Raw genomic sequence first — 15,042 nt, forward strand, 5'->3', positions numbered from 1 at the left:
AACGAAGAAAGGAGTCAATCCACTGGATTGGCTCTTTTTCCTATAAGAGAAGGGGAGCACATGGAACCGAAAGCAGAGAAAAAATATGAAGCTGACATGTACGAACCGATTCGAAATTATTTTGTCGCGCAAGGATATGACGTTTTTGGCGAGGTCAAGCATTGCGATTTAACAGCCATGAAAGGCGAGGAACTGATCATTGTTGAATTTAAGCGCAACCTAAGCGTGGAATTGCTCATACAGGCAACCAAGCGACAACGCTATACCGATTTTGTTTATATGGCAATTCCGAAGCCCAAATACAAATTGTTTTCGAAAAAATGGCAAGATATATGCTACTTGGTTAGACGTCTTGAGCTCGGTCTTATTCTCGTGTCCTTTCCAAAAAGAGGGCCAGCAGTCATGGAAGTGAATATTTCACCGGGACCGTTTGATCGGGTAAAAAGCAAGCAATTCAATCAAAAAAAGCGAAACCGCATCATTGAAGAGATGCGGGGAAGATACGGCGATTACAATGTTGGCGGCAGTTATCAAACCAAGCTCATGACGGCCTACAAGCAGAGCTGCATTCAAATCGCGACGTTGCTTCAGCAGTATGGGCCGTTATCGCCTAAACTACTTAAGAGTAAAGGGGCAGGGGAGAAGACTTCGTCGATTCTTATCCAAAATCATTATGGGTGGTTTACTCGTGTGCAACGAGGGCTGTATGCAATCACGCCGACAGGAGAGAGAGAAATCGCGGAATACCCTGAGCTCATTGCTTACTATCAAGAACAAGCGGAGGAAATACACGGTACACTTACTCTAGGCTCAGAGTTGCCATCTTCATCAACTACCAAAGCACAATCCAGAAAGAAAAAACAAAGGCAGCCTGCCGTGAAAGAATGACAGGCTGCCTTTTCCTATGAAAAGAATCAATTAGTGTGCGATCCATTCTGCTGTCATTTGCCCTACCAGTGCACGTCCAGCAACAATGTCTGGATGGAACTGAATCGTTGCGTTTTGGCGGACGATTTTCACCTGTTGAATGGCATCCGATAATGGTTGTTCATTTGTTAGCTTTCCCTGAGCTTTTGCGATAGAAAGTCCCGCGACCGTGCCTTGAGCCATTGCCACTTTGGCACTTTCAATTCCCGTGATATTGCCGGCAACATAGAGTCCGGGGAGTGGTGTTCGCATGCTTTCATTGTGTAAGGGGACATGCCCGCCCAAGGAGGGAACGTAGGCAAAAGGGCACCCAGCAATCGCTGCTAATTCGGCGAGTGGACTTAATCCGCCTGCGATACAGACGAAATCAGCTGGAATGACTTGTTCGGTTCCAGCTATGGGTGAACCATCGGCTGCAACTCGGGCGATACGGACACCCTCGACTTGAAAGGTTCCGACGATTTCCAGTGCTGCTGTTCGCAGTTGAATCGGGATGTCCCACATAGAAAACCCGTTGGAGGGGTAGAGGGACACTGCCAGTTTTTGCATCCATGGACTTCCCATCAGTTTGCTCCCCAGCCGAATCATCAAAGAAGGGGCAAGATGGGCGACGCGCAATAAGGATTGCATCACGGCTTGTGGTTGCCCCGTAGTGCCACTGACAGCTGTACTAGGTGGGAGAATCATTCGATCTACCGTAATTCCAGCCAACTGCAATTCCCGGGATATCGCCACCGATAAGATATTGATTCCAATGACAACTCCGCGCTGTCCTACTCGCACGCGCTGCACATTCGTCATGACTTGAGCCGCTCCGATGGACATCACGCCAGGTAACGTCCACCCTGGCACAGGTACAGCTGCCTCAGAAGCCCCCGTTGCGATCAGGAGCAACGGGGCTATCATTTCCCCCACTGTGGTAGAAACAATCCAGCCATTTTGAGATTGGGTCAAATGGAACACGGAAACGCCGCAACGGATCTCTACGCCAAGCCCAATCGCTTCTTGCGTGAGACGAGCAGCCTCATCCAGTCCATTCCACCACACACCGTCCGGTTCTTCGTGAAGCTGTCCAAGCAAGCGGCCACCAGGGCGATAAAACTCATCGACTACACGAACAGCCAATCCCTGCCTTGCACTAGCAATTGCTGCGGATAAGCCCGCGGGTCCAGCCCCGATGATGAGAAGGTCGATCATGCACCATGCCCTCCTTTTTTCAACGGCGTAGGAAGGAGAGAACCCGCATTTACTTGCATGCCTTCCTGCACAAGCGTCATACAAGCACGCACGGTAGGGACACCATCTACATGGACGCGACATTCATAGCAGTGACCAATATTGCAGTAAATTCCTCGTGGTGTTCCTTTTTCCTCGTGCACCCGAAGCGTACGGACCCCTGCGGCCAATAGGGCACCCGCAATCGTTTCGCCTTCGAAAGCCGTATAGACAGAGCCGTTATAATAAAAAGGAAGCTGCTTTCTGTCCCCGAGTGAACCGAGGACCGGATGGTGATCAATTCGTTGATTCATGCCCGTTGCCCCCCAAGCGTTTGAAATGAGACAGGACGGATAGGCGGTTGGTATCCAAGAGGTACAGTATGAGAAGGCACTTGGCCAGTTACTTGCTGAATGACCTGATCGATCAATGTACGGCAGGTTCTCCCACCGCAGCAGCCCATGCCGGCTCTGGTCCGTAGCTTCAGCTCGCGTGCGGTACATTGGTAGGTTTGAGCGGTCTCTACCAATTCAGCGAGAGTTACTTCTTCACAACGGCAGATAATCAATGGATGCGATTCCATGATGATGCCTCCTTTCATTCTTGCTTGATGAAAAATGCAAGTGTCGTGCCACGGGAAAGCAAGTGAGATCGTCCTGGCTGGCACAATACTTGCTGAATATTCTTAAAGAAATAGCCCAATCACGACAAAACAAAAGAGGGATGACAGAGATGGAAAAAGTAACAAGACTGCGTGAGCAATTCGATTCAATGGGGATTGACGGGATGTTGATCACCAATGGACAAAACCGCCGATACCTCACAAACTTTACAGGTACATACGGAGTTGTCCTCATTTCCAGGGACCAGGCCAAGCTCTTCACAGATTTCCGTTACACAGCCCAAGCGCAAGCACAAGCAACGGGGTTTGAGATTGTTTATTTGCCGACAAAAGAATCCGTTTACAGCGAAATAGCGCGTCAGGCGGCAACGATGGGAATTAATCATCTCGGCTTTGAGGAGGAGAATGTCTCGTTTGCCTTACATCGTAAATACAGCGAGGCCGTCCAAACAGCATTCATTCCGACGTCAGGTGTCATTGAGGGATTGCGGATGATAAAGACAAAGGAAGAACTGGCGATCATCCGAACGGCTGCGCAAATCGCTGATGCGGCATTTTCCCATATAATTTCATTCCTGCGTCCTGGTATCACAGAGCTCGCGGTGTCTAATGAATTGGAAATGTTCATGCGAAAGGAAGGGGCGTCGGGCTCTGCTTTTGACATCATTATTGCTTCTGGCTATCGTTCCGCACTTCCTCATGGCGTAGCGAGTGAAAAAACGATTGAAGCGGGCGATATGGTCACGATGGACTTTGGTGCATTGTACCAAGGGTATCGCTCAGATATTACCCGTACGGTTGCGGTTGGCACTCCTGATGAACAGCTCAAAGCCATCTACGAGATCGTTTTGGAAGCACGCAATCGGGCTGTTGCAGGCATTCGTCCTGGTATTACCGGGAAAGAGGCAGACGCCTTCGCACGGGACTACATCACGGAGCACGGTTATGGCGAGCGTTTTGGACATGGAATGGGGCATGGAGTGGGCCTCGATATTCATGAGGAGCCATTTATGTCCACACGTTGCACCGCTGTTCTCCAAGAAGGCATGATTTTGACCGTGGAGCCGGGGATTTATATCCCAGAGCTTGGTGGAGTCCGTATCGAAGACGATCTGGTTGTCACAGAGAGCGGCAATGAGGTGCTAACACATTCACCACGCGAATTGATCATTTTATAAATCGAGAGACAAAGTCTTGGCCGAGTAAGTGGGCTGAGGCTTTTTTTGTCTAACAGCAGTGTCTAAGATTTGAAACACGACAAGTAATACCGTGTACAAAAAACTTTACAACAACCAACGTTAGAACGAAGCTACTGCCGCTTTCATTTTTGGCACATCTTTTGCATTCTGATAATTCCGAAAATAAACACATAACGACTGAATAATGGGGGTTGATCCAATGAAAAAAAGTGTGTTCGCGGTAATGAGTAGCGTAGCAGTCATGGGATTAGCGTTGGCAGGATGTGGAGGAGGACAGCCAGCCGAGCAAGCAGCACAGAGTGGACAGTCGAGTACGCAGCCAGCACCTGCCACCACGGCTAAAGAACCAGCAAAAGCACAAGTCCTCCGCTGGAATCTTCACTCCGAACCACCTACAGGTGATCCTGGACTTGCGGAAGACACGACTTCTGCTGCCATCGTTAAAGCAGTTTTTGATGGACTGACACGCATCGGGCCATCGGGCAAGCCAGAGGAAGCAGTAGCCGAGAAGATTGAAGTATCGAGTGATATGAAAACATACACCTTCAAGCTGAGAGACTCCAAGTGGAGCAACGGAGAACCAGTAACAGCTCACGATTTCGAATACGCGTGGAAGCGAGCTCTTGATCCGAAGACAGCGTCGAATTACGCCTACCAGCTCTATTACATCAAGAATGCGGAGAAGGCCAACAAAGGGACTGGCAGCTTGAATGATGTCGGCGTAAAAGCATTGGACGACAAGACCCTCCAAGTAGAGTTGACGAATCCAACTCCGTTTTTTCTGGAGCTAACCGCCTTCCAAACTTATTTCCCGGTAAATAAAAAGGTAATCGAGACCGGTGAAAAATGGGCCGGAGATGCTAAAACACATGTAGGAAATGGTCCATTCAAAATGGAGTCATGGGAACACAAAAGCAAAATGATACTCGTGAAAAACGACAACTACTGGGACAAAGATCGTGTCAAGCTGGACAAGATCGAGTTCTCGATGGTGGAGGATGAAAACACAGAGCTGTCCATGTTCGAAAACGGCGAGATTGATTGGGCAGGCAGTCCGTTAAGCTCGCTGCCAACAGATGCGATGCCAGCGCTTAAAGATAGCGGTAAGCTGCAAGTGAAGCCTGTCGGTGCTACCTACTGGTACAAGTTCAATACAGAGAAACCTCCTTTCAATAACGTGAAGATTCGGAAAGCCTTTGCCTACGCCATTAACCGTCAAATCTTGATCGACAACGTACTCCAAGCGAATCAGCAGCCAGCGATGGCAGCAGTTCCTCCGACAATGGGACTCAATACGGGTGGTTATTTCAAAGACAATGATCAAGAGACAGCCAAAAAGCTGTTAGTGGAAGGAATTAAAGAGCTGGGCATTTCTAAACTGCCGCCGATCAAGCTCAGCTACAACACGTCCGAGGGGCATAAAAAAATCGCAGAAGCGATTCAGGATCAATGGCGCCAAAACCTTGGAGCAGATGTGAAGCTGGAAAATCAGGAATGGAAGGTGTACCTCGAGACCATGCACGAGGGCAACTATCAGGTCGGGCGTCTCGGCTGGTCGGGTGACTTCAACGATCCGATCAACTTCCTGGAGCTGTTCAAGGAAAAGGACGGAGGAAACAATGACACGCGTTGGGAGAATCCGAGATTCAAAGAGCTGTTGAATCAATCTGCCACTGAGAGTGATCCGGAAAAGCGTAAGGCGATTCTACGTGAAGCTGAGCAAATCATGATGGATGAAATGCCGATTATGCCGATCTACTTCTATACGCATACATGGGTGAAGAATGACAAGGTAAAAGGAATCTTCCAGGATGGTCTAGGGGCAATCGATTGGAAATGGACATCAATCGAATAATACTCGGATGGGGGATGGGCAATGAAAAAATGGGGAAGTGTGATAGTTGTTGGTGTTGTTTTACCAGTAACTGGTAACGACGAAACAGATGGAAAAAACATGCAAAACGCCATCGAAATGGCTGTCAAAAAAATAAATGACAGCAGTGAAGTGATTGGAAAAAAATTGAAGATTGAAGAGGCTGATGATGGCTGTGATCCACAAATGGCGACGACAGCAGCCAACTCAGCCAAATTACCCGCCCAAAGCTATGACACCCTCTTTTTGATCAATGGCCTAACCCCAGATCAAGCACAAACCGCAGCAGATTACATGGCAGCGAACCAAGCGGAAAAAGTCGTGCTCATCCATGACAATTCTGCCAAAGACTTGGGTGGCTTTTCCAAATCTTCTGTTGAAAAATCCGGCGGTGCCGTCATTGCGTATGAAGCAATCAACCATGGAATTGATCCGTATTTTGTCTGAGGTGTTGCCGCCAAAAGAGGGGCGAAGGTTTCCTGATTTTTGTTCGCGTTGGCGTGCGTTTTTTGCGTGTAAAAAGAGGCTGTAGTGGAGGGAAGAAGCGAATTTCCAGTCTACGCTTCGGCCTACGCCCCGCAAGGGGGGATTGACTGCCCGCTCCGGAATGAATGGCGGGAGCGCTTCAAACGTAGAAGTTTCGAAGAAGTATTCCATAAGTGAAGCTTAAATTCCCCGCCATTCATTCCTCCGCTGGGATGGGCTCCAGAGGCGCTTGGACTGGAAATCCGCTTCTTCTTCGTAGCTTTTGTAAAACATGATTGCAAGTCGATCCAAGAAGGAAGATGAACAACTCGCGATCATTGGGTCGTCAAAACGAACCAAAAATGCTTCACGATCATAATTCGATAACTCAAGATGATCAGTAAGCACAAGAAATCTACCGTGACCAAGCCCAAAAACGATTTGAAAAGCTCGATGAACGTTAACAGCTCGAAAGCCCTGTCACATGTTTGGAAGGAGCCGCCCGAACGAAGAGAGGATACAGGCGACTGGAAAACATGTGGCAGGGCTTCCCATGAACAACCGTTGAAGGACAACGTTTTTTACTTCCCCAATTTGTTATACAGAGTGGCCCGCGATATGCCAAGTCTTTTCGCAGCCGCTTGCTTGTTGCCGTTTTCCAGCTCAATGGCTCGCAAAATGACACGGCGCTCGTGTGCCTCGATTTCCTCTTGCAGAGAAAAGAGATCAGGAGGAAGCTCAATCGGTACCTGTTTCGTCTGACCTTGCATGGAATAAGGCAAATCCTCTTCTTTGATAATACCGTCCGTCGCGAATACCACCAATCGTTCAATGGCATTTCGTAGCTCGCGAATGTTGCCTGGCCAGTCGTATTGAAGCAGGTTTTGCATCACATTTTGTGAGATGGCATGAATGGGACGATTGTAACGTAAAGACAATTCATAGAGAAAAAAGTGGGCGAGCTCAATCGTATCTTCAATGCGTTCTCGTAGCGGAGGAATTTTCAGCGTCACGACATTGAGCCGATAGAACAGGTCTTGGCGAAACTTCCCTTCCTTCACTAACTCCTCTAGATTTTTATTCGTGGCAGCAAGCACGCGGAAGTCCGCCTCAATCTGCTTGGTCCCTCCGACCGAATAATACTTTTTCTCCTGAAGCACGCGAAGCAGCTTCACTTGCATATCGAGCGGCATTTCTCCTATTTCGTCGAGAAACAGCGTTCCTCCGCGGGCCAGCTCAATCATTCCTTTTTTCCCTTTTTGATCCGCACCAGAGAAGGCCCCTTTTTCGTAACCAAACAGCTCGCTTTCAAACAAAGTAGGCGAAATCGCACCGCAGTTGATGGCGATAAAGGGTGCATTGGAGCCTTCCCGCACATCATGCACGGCTTTGGCGAAAAGCTCCTTGCCGACGCCGCTTTCCCCTGTGATCAAGACGGTTGCTTGCGTAGCGCTGAGCTTTTGGATCATGGACTTGATATGGCGAATGGGGAGACTCGTTCCCTTGATCTGAGCAAATGGATCGGCCGTCGGACTGAGCTTTGCCATTTCCTGCTGCAAGTGATTCACTTTTTTATTGGCGTTCAACAGCTCCTGGTTCAGTCGGACTTGGCTCGTGATATCGGTTTCCGCCGCAACAGCACCGATGATTTTGTCATGCAAATAGATCGGATTCGTATTGATGAGAACGACGAGATCCTCCCGCGGCTGATGCTGATGTCGGTAGAGAGAGTGTCCGCTTTGCAGAGATTTAAGTGTTTCAAGCATTTCGAGCGGGAAAAATTCGGTGATCGGGTGACCAATCGTTTCTTTTGCTTTCAAGGAAAAGATTCGTTCAGCGCCTTCTGTCCAAACCATTACACGCGCTTTTTCATCGATGACGGATATGGATGCATCCATGGTCTTAATCATCGTCTCGAAATACGCTTCCAAGATCTCATACGAGGAAAAAATGGCTTGTATGACTGCACCTCGATGAAGGTAGCCGACAGGGACTCCAGGTTGTTTTTCGATTAGGAGATAGTTGTGAGTAGCTAGCAGGCGGATGGCATCGGCCAATGTTGAATCCCGTGTCGTCACAGCAGCTGGTTCCCAAGGGACATGTGTGCAATCGATCGACAAATTGGTAGTGAAATGAGAGGAATCGGCGACATACCAGCTGGTTTGACGCTGGGTAAATACAGGAACGGTTTCGTTCAATTGAGGAGGGAGAAGCTCTTGATCGTTGAAAATCCGCATGTTTGTCTGGATCAATTCGGTTAAGGCAGGAAGTTTGTGATTCAACTCGATCATCCCTTTTTAAAGAGGTAGTTCAAGTGTATAAAATTTTGAACATTTTCTCATTTATTATACAGTCACTCACTCAATTGTCAAAGAATTTAGACGAAATATTTTAGAGATCTTGCTTAGAACGATTGGCATGGCTTTTGCAAAAAAGAGTAAGCGAGTAGCAGAATACGCATTTGAGGAGAATCAGCATGACAGTACAAACCCATGCGCAGATTGCAGTAATCGGCGGTGGTATCATCGGCGCGGCGATTGCGTATTACGCTGCGAAGGCTGGATTGGATGTCGTTGTCTTGGAAAAAGGTGAGCTGGCATCAGGGACGTCCTCACGCTGTGACGGGAATATTTTGGCGATCGACAAGGATCCCGGCTTTGACAGTCAGATGTCCCTGAAAAGCCAGATGCTCGTTGATCAGCTAAGCCGGGAGCTAGACCATACGTTTGAATATCGGGCACCGGGGAGTATTCTCGTCTGCGAATCAGAATCTGAAATGGAAGCCGCTCATCAATGGGTGCGACGGCAAAAAGAAGCAGGCTTGCCGTTTCGGATGCTGGATAGGGCGGATATTCGGCAGGAGTCGCCTTACTTTGCCGACGACTTGCTGGGAGGCTTGGAGTGCGCCACCGATTCTACCGTCAATCCGTACATGCTGACCTTTGCCCTGTTTGAAGGAGCGAAAAAGCATGGAGCGAGGATCATACGCCGTACTGAGGTCAAGTCGCTTAGACGTGATCAGGCGACGGGAACGTTTCACATCGGGCTTAGTACAGGCAGCATGACAGCCAAGCAGGTCGTCAACGCCGCAGGGGTGTGGGCGCCAGTCATTGGCAAAATGGTTGGGGTGGACATTCCGATCGTTCCGCGCAAAGGGCATTTGATCGTCGCCTCGAGACAGATGCCTGTCGGTGTGCGAAAGGTGATGGAATTCGGCTATCTCATCTCGAAGTTTGGCGGCGTGCGACAAGTAGACGAGGAGACAGAGAAGTACGGAGTCGCGCTCGTATTTGAACCGACAGAAAGTCAGAACTTCTTGATTGGCTCCAGTCGTCAGTTCGCAGGCTTTGATACACAGATTGACCTGAATGTCGTCAGGTGCATGGCGAGAAGAGCACTGCGCTTTTATCCGAAGATCGCCGACTTCGCCATCATCCGCACCTATTGCGGTTTGCGCCCGTGGACAGAGGACCACTTGCCGATTATTTCTCGCGTAGAAGAAGTTCCCGGTTATTTCATCGCGGCTGGTCATGAAGGAGATGGAATCAGTCTGGCTGCGGTCACAGGCAAGCTGGTGTCCGAGATGCTAGTCGATCAGACAGACACCATCATTCCGACAGAGCCGCTGCGCTTGGATCGTTTTACGAAAAAAGGAGTGTTGCATCCATGAAAGCAACGAGAGTGTTTACCACCATTGACACGCATACTGGGGGAAACCCTACCCGCACGGTAATCAGTGGTCTGCCAAAGCTTACCGGAGCCACGATGGGAGAAAAAATGCTCCAGATGAAAGCCGAGTACGACTGGATTCGCACGTTTTTGATGTATGAGCCGCGCGGGCATGATGTGATGTCCGGGGCCTTGATCGTTGATCCTTGCCATCCGGATGCGGATGTAGGAGTGATCTATATCGAGACGGGCGGATACTTGCCGATGTGTGGCCACGATACGATCGGTCTATGTACCGCGCTGGTGGAGACAGGTATGATCCCTGTGACCGAGCCGGTGACAAAGCTTACGCTCGATACGCCAGCAGGATTGGTCGAGGTAGACATACAGGTAGAGGGAGGGAAAGCCAAGGAAGTATCGTTTGTGAACATTCCAGCCTTCCTCTATCAAAAAGATGTGACTGTAGAAGTAGAAGGGATTGGAGCGGTGACCTGCGATATTGCATACGGTGGAAACTTTTATGCCATCACCGATGCACGCAAGCTCCATCTCGAACTAACGCCAGCCCATGCATCCACCATTGTCGATACGGCCGTTGCGATTCGAAAAGCGATGAATCAGGCGATGGAGATCGTTCATCCAGAGAAGCCGTTTATACGCGGATTGACCCATGTGGAATTCTATACGGCCCCTGACAATCCGGGAGCGGATGTGAAAAATACCGTCGTCGTCCCACCGGGAGGAATAGACCGATCGCCATGTGGAACAGGCACTTCCGCCAAGCTGGCGACCTTGTTTGCCAAGGGGGAGATCGGGATAGACGAACCGTTTGTACATGAGAGCATCGTCGGTTCTCTGTTTACAGGAAGAGTGCTGCAGGTGACGGAGGAAGGCGGGCTGCCTGCTGTCATCACCCGAATTGCAGGCTCAGCCTGGCTGATGGGCAAGCATACGATTTTTTACAATCCGGAAGACGAGCTGGCGAATGGCTTTTTGCTCATCCCAGCCGCAACTGATCACTAAAACAAAGCCCAAAATGGGAGAGGAGAATGAAAAATGGCAAGATTTGAAGGAGTGTACGTGGCGATTGTCACGCCGTTTACAAACGATTATGAAGTGGATTACAAGCGTTTGGCGGAATTGTGTGACTGGTTGATTCAGGAGGGCGTAGATGGACTGGTTCCGTCCGGTTCACTGGGGGAATACGCCACGATGACAGGAGAAGAGCGGGCTAAAGTTATTCATACCGTGATCGCTGCCGCAAAAGGTCGAGTCCCGGTGGTCGTAGGCTCTGCTGCTCCGTCTACCCGTCAAGCAGTGGAATGGGTGCAATTCTCCAAGGATGCGGGAGCAGCAGGCGTGATGGCTCTGCCTCCGATTAACTACAAGCCATTGGAAAATGAAGTATTTGCCCACTATGAGGCACTGAACACCGTCGGGCTGCCGATCATTGCCTATAACAATCCTCACGACTACAAAATCGACCTGACACCGGACATTTTGGCAAGATTGGCGAAGTTCGAAAATATCGTCGCTGTAAAAGAATTCTCGGGTGACGTACGCCGTATGCAGGACATTCTCGCGCAGACGGACCTGGAAGTTATGGTCGGTGTAGACGATCTCGTCATGGAGGGAGGCTTGATCGGGGCGACAGGTTGGATTTCGGGTGTGCCAAATGCACTGCCAAAAGAAGGAGTGGAGCTGTTCCGTCTGGCACGGGCGGGTAAGCTCGGTGAAGCACAAGCGCTTTATCGTCGTTTGTTGCCACTGTTCCACTATGATGCAAGTCCACAGTTGGTACAGTCGATCAAATACATGATGGAGCTGGCGAATTTCCCTGTAGGACCGACTCGTCCGCCGCGTCTACCACTGACTGAAGAATACTACGCAGGTATTAAAAAGGCGTTTGACTACGCTGTTGGCGCTGCAAGTGGACGATAAGGGGGATGGGCAGAATGCACAGCAAAAACTGGATTGGCGGCGAATGGATGACGCCGTCAGGGAAAGAACTAACCGTCAAAAACCCGTCGCGTACCACAGAAGAAGTCGGCGTTCTGCATCTATCTGATCGGTCACATGTTTTTGCCGCTGAACAGGCAGCCCGTGCAGCACAGATCGGCTGGGCAAAACAAACGGGTGCGGCTCGTGGCGAAATCCTTTTTCAAATGGCTGCTGCATTAGAGGCAGAGGCAGACAGCTTGGCACAGCTGGCAAGTCGGGAAATGGGCAAGCAGCTCGGTGAGATGCGCGGAGAAGTGGCTCGCGGGGTCAGTCTGTTGCGCTATTATGCCGGAGAAGGGATGCGTTCCAACGGCAACCTGATTCCTTCTTCAGATACGAACGTGCTGCAATACAGCCGTCGTATCCCGCTCGGAGTTGTGGCGGTCATCACACCATGGAACTTCCCTGTCGCGATCCCCATCTGGAAGATCGCCCCTGCACTCATTTGCGGGAACACAGTGATTTGGAAGCCAGCGGAAAATGGTTCGCTCACAGCGACACGACTAGCTGAAATATTTGCGGCAACAAAGCTGCCTGCGGGTGTGCTGAATCTGGTGATTGGCAAGGGCCGAGAGATCGGCAACACACTCACGAATGAAGCCGAAGTCGATGCCGTCAGCTTTACGGGTTCATCGGAAACTGGCAGACAGATTGCCATCGCGTGCGCGGGTCGGAACATCAAATATCAAACTGAAATGGGCGGAAAAAATGCGGCAGTCGTTTTGGCTGATGCTGATCTGGACAAAACCGTTCCGATTTTGCTCAGCGGCGCGTTTCGATCGGCTGGTCAAAAATGTACGGCTACCAGCAGGATCATTGTCGAAAAAGCGATCTACCAGCCACTTGTTGAGCGATTGCAAACGGCTATGGAGACATGCCGGGTAGGAGATGCCAGCGATCTAGAAGCGTATTTGGGGCCAGTTGCCTCGGCTGCACAGTATGAGACGGTTGGGCAATACATCGCCTTGGCGAATGATGAAGCGACAGTCATTGCCCAGAGCCCCTCCTATGCAAAAGAGGAGCAAGGCTATTACATCCGTCCCCAAATTGTTGAGGGCGTCGCTGCTAATCATCGCCTTGTTCAGGAGGAAGTGTTCGGACCATTGGCTGTGCTTTTGACAGCAGACGGTTTTGAAGAGGCGGTGGAGCTGTGCAACCAGTCTGTATACGGACTGAGTGCTTCGCTGTTCACCCGAGATTTGGCGAGTGCCCATCGCTTCTTGGATGTGGCGCAGGCGGGAATGGTTCGGGTCAATCAGGAGACGGCAGGTGTGGAATACCAGGCTCCATTTGGCGGCATGAAGCTGTCCAGCTCGCATACACGAGAGCAGGGTCAGGCGGCGCTCGATTTCTACAGTACGACGAAAACATGCGCGATCAAATACGCGTGGTGATCCAGCAAGCTTTTCGCTAATCGCATAAAAAGGTGAGGATGTCATGCACATCAATCAGTTGTTTACGACGATCGAGGCCCATACCGGTGGGGAGCCGCTCCGCATCATAACAGGCGGCATCCCGCCGCTCGCGGGCGAGACGATTTTGGAGAAGAGACGATACTTTCGGGAGGAGCTGGACCATATCCGGCGGGTACTCATGTATGAACCGCGCGGCCATCATGGGATGTACGGATGTGTCATGACAGAGCCCGTCAGCCCAGATGCGGCATTTGGAGTGCTGTTCATGCATAATGAGGGCTACAGTACTATGTGCGGGCATGGAATCATTGCAGTTGTGACCGCTGCGATTGAGACTGGAATACTTCGGCTGGAAGGTCCAAACGAGCGTATTGTGATTGACAGTCCGGCAGGAAGAATCATTGCACACGCCACTGTGAAAGAATCGCTGGTCCATTCCGTCTCGTTTGAAAATGTCCCTTCCTTTGTTTTGGCACATGACGTTCCCATTGAATGGGGAGGACGTACTTTTTCTGTGGACATTTCTTTTGGCGGCGCATTCTATGCAGTCGTACAGGCAGAAGATATCGGGGTTCAGGTGGAAATGGAGCAATTGGTCGAGCTGCAAGAATGGGGCAGACGAATCAAGGAACAAATCGAGGCGAAAATAGAGGTCGTTCATCCGTTGGAGCCTGAGCTCAAAGGAATTTATGGAGTGATTATCTCGGATAAGCCGAGAGTGGAAGGATCAGATCTGCGCAACGTGACGATTTTCGCCGATAAGCAGGTCGATCGGTCCCCATGCGGTACAGGCACTGCGGCTCGCGTAGCCACCTTGCATGCGCGAGGAAAGCTGGCTCTTGGAGAATCGTTTGTCCATGAAGGAATTGTCGGAAGCCAGTTTATCGGCAAGGTGGAAGCAACAACCCAGGTAGGGAGTTATCCGGCTGTCATTCCGAGCATAGAAGGCAAGGCGTTCATCACAGGTCTGCATCAATTTGTCGTTGACCCTACGGACCCGCTGAAAGACGGATTTTTACTGCGATAGGATCGTTTGCTAGAAACAAGAGGTTGCCGATCACAGGCAGCCTCTTGTTCATCCTCAAAAAGCCTGGTCACAATACTGCCACGCATTGGGACATCAGCATTTTTTCCCTTCTTCTGGTATAATGGACAAGATTGAATTTAGGAGTAAAGGGGTTGAATTTTTTGCCGTACAAAGCGTTAATTGAAGCGCATGTGGGTAGCTGGGAAGTCGCATTCGTGCTCTTGATCGTGGCCTACATTCTGTATCGCGTGGGCAAAGCAAAAGCAGGCAAGATCGTACATATGCTGCTCAGACTCATGATGGTCATCATTCTTGTATCCGGAGCTTGGATGCTTTTCGTGGGTCACGCAACAGATTTCTATTACTACGTGAAGGGTATTATTGCGGTTATCGCCTTTGGTTTGATGGAAATGTCCCTGGGCAAAGCAAAGAGACAAGAAGGCAGCATCGGCTTCTTCATCGGCTGTATTGTCGTTTTGGTGCTGGTTATTCTGCTTGGTTATCGCGTACTTATGTAAGATAGGCAATACGGAAAGGAAGAGGGTTTCCTCGCGAGAAATATTTGCGGGTGAAAGCCCTTTTTTTGTGAAAAACGTCTCGACGTTTTTCATAAAAGTGGATGCGACCGC

14 protein-coding genes are annotated in these 15,042 nt (G+C 50.0%); 10 read left to right on the forward strand and 4 right to left on the reverse strand.

The window, feature by feature from the left end:
* Positions 1-60 precede the first annotated feature (60 nt).
* Positions 61-888, forward strand: a complete 828-nt coding sequence (locus tag HP570_RS28235) for a DUF2161 domain-containing phosphodiesterase (RefSeq protein ID WP_173627871.1) — start codon at positions 61-63, stop codon at positions 886-888.
* Positions 889-918: 30 nt separating this feature from the next.
* Here HP570_RS28235 and HP570_RS28240 read toward each other — a convergent pair whose 3' ends face one another.
* The 3 genes from HP570_RS28240 to HP570_RS28250 are packed head-to-tail and all read right to left on the reverse strand — an operon-like array spanning position 919 to position 2,725.
* Positions 919-2,124 (reverse strand): NAD(P)/FAD-dependent oxidoreductase, encoded by a 1,206-nt coding sequence (locus tag HP570_RS28240; RefSeq protein WP_173627872.1) that lies wholly within the window; start codon positions 2,122-2,124, stop codon positions 919-921.
* Complete coding sequence (locus HP570_RS28245) at positions 2,121-2,456, reverse strand: (2Fe-2S)-binding protein (RefSeq protein ID WP_064203436.1); 336 nt, start codon at positions 2,454-2,456, stop codon at positions 2,121-2,123. Before HP570_RS28245 ends, HP570_RS28240 begins: the two co-directional genes overlap by 4 nt.
* The gene (locus tag HP570_RS28250; protein ID WP_041749592.1) at positions 2,453-2,725 is read right to left on the reverse strand and encodes a (2Fe-2S)-binding protein; all 273 of its coding nucleotides are present in this window, start codon (positions 2,723-2,725) and stop codon (positions 2,453-2,455) included. Before HP570_RS28250 ends, HP570_RS28245 begins: the two co-directional genes overlap by 4 nt.
* 149 nt (positions 2,726-2,874) lie before the next feature.
* Here HP570_RS28250 and HP570_RS28255 point away from each other — a divergent pair, with 149 nt between their 5' ends.
* From HP570_RS28255 to HP570_RS28265, 3 genes are all read left to right on the forward strand, one after another.
* Entirely contained in the window at positions 2,875-3,942 is a 1,068-nt protein-coding gene (locus HP570_RS28255; protein WP_173627873.1) for a M24 family metallopeptidase, read from the forward strand.
* A gap of 220 nt (positions 3,943-4,162) precedes the next feature.
* Entirely contained in the window at positions 4,163-5,818 is a 1,656-nt protein-coding gene (locus HP570_RS28260) for a peptide ABC transporter substrate-binding protein (protein ID WP_173627874.1), read from the forward strand.
* Positions 5,819-5,839: 21 nt separating this feature from the next.
* A complete protein-coding gene (locus HP570_RS28265) occupies positions 5,840-6,283 on the forward strand; it encodes an ABC transporter substrate-binding protein (RefSeq protein WP_173627875.1) in 444 nt (147 codons plus the stop codon).
* A gap of 599 nt (positions 6,284-6,882) precedes the next feature.
* On the opposite strand, the gene HP570_RS28270 is transcribed toward HP570_RS28265, so the two are convergent.
* Entirely contained in the window at positions 6,883-8,583 is a 1,701-nt protein-coding gene (locus tag HP570_RS28270; protein ID WP_173627876.1) for a sigma-54 interaction domain-containing protein, read from the reverse strand.
* Positions 8,584-8,777: 194 nt separating this feature from the next.
* Here HP570_RS28270 and HP570_RS28275 point away from each other — a divergent pair, with 194 nt between their 5' ends.
* The 6 genes from HP570_RS28275 to HP570_RS28300 all read left to right on the forward strand — a co-directional run bounded on the left by HP570_RS28275 (position 8,778) and on the right by HP570_RS28300 (position 14,931).
* The gene (locus tag HP570_RS28275) at positions 8,778-9,971 is read left to right on the forward strand and encodes an NAD(P)/FAD-dependent oxidoreductase (RefSeq protein WP_172143200.1); all 1,194 of its coding nucleotides are present in this window, start codon (positions 8,778-8,780) and stop codon (positions 9,969-9,971) included.
* Positions 9,968-10,993, forward strand: coding sequence for a 4-hydroxyproline epimerase (locus HP570_RS28280; protein ID WP_087350989.1), 1,026 nt, complete (start codon positions 9,968-9,970; stop codon positions 10,991-10,993). Before HP570_RS28275 ends, HP570_RS28280 begins: the two co-directional genes overlap by 4 nt.
* 33 nt (positions 10,994-11,026) lie before the next feature.
* Complete coding sequence (locus HP570_RS28285; protein WP_142498653.1) at positions 11,027-11,911, forward strand: dihydrodipicolinate synthase family protein; 885 nt, start codon at positions 11,027-11,029, stop codon at positions 11,909-11,911.
* A 14-nt stretch (positions 11,912-11,925) separates the two neighbouring features.
* Positions 11,926-13,365 (forward strand): aldehyde dehydrogenase family protein, encoded by a 1,440-nt coding sequence (locus tag HP570_RS28290; protein WP_173627877.1) that lies wholly within the window; start codon positions 11,926-11,928, stop codon positions 13,363-13,365.
* 43 nt (positions 13,366-13,408) lie between these two features.
* Positions 13,409-14,413, forward strand: a complete 1,005-nt coding sequence (locus HP570_RS28295) for a proline racemase family protein (RefSeq protein WP_173627878.1) — start codon at positions 13,409-13,411, stop codon at positions 14,411-14,413.
* Positions 14,414-14,565: 152 nt separating this feature from the next.
* Positions 14,566-14,931, forward strand: coding sequence for a YisL family protein (locus HP570_RS28300; protein ID WP_016741391.1), 366 nt, complete (start codon positions 14,566-14,568; stop codon positions 14,929-14,931).
* The last annotated feature ends 111 nt before the right edge of the window (positions 14,932-15,042 follow it).

Source organism: Brevibacillus sp. RS1.1 (assembly GCF_013284365.1).
Classification (GTDB): Bacteria; Bacillota; Bacilli; order Brevibacillales; family Brevibacillaceae; genus Brevibacillus; species Brevibacillus brevis_D.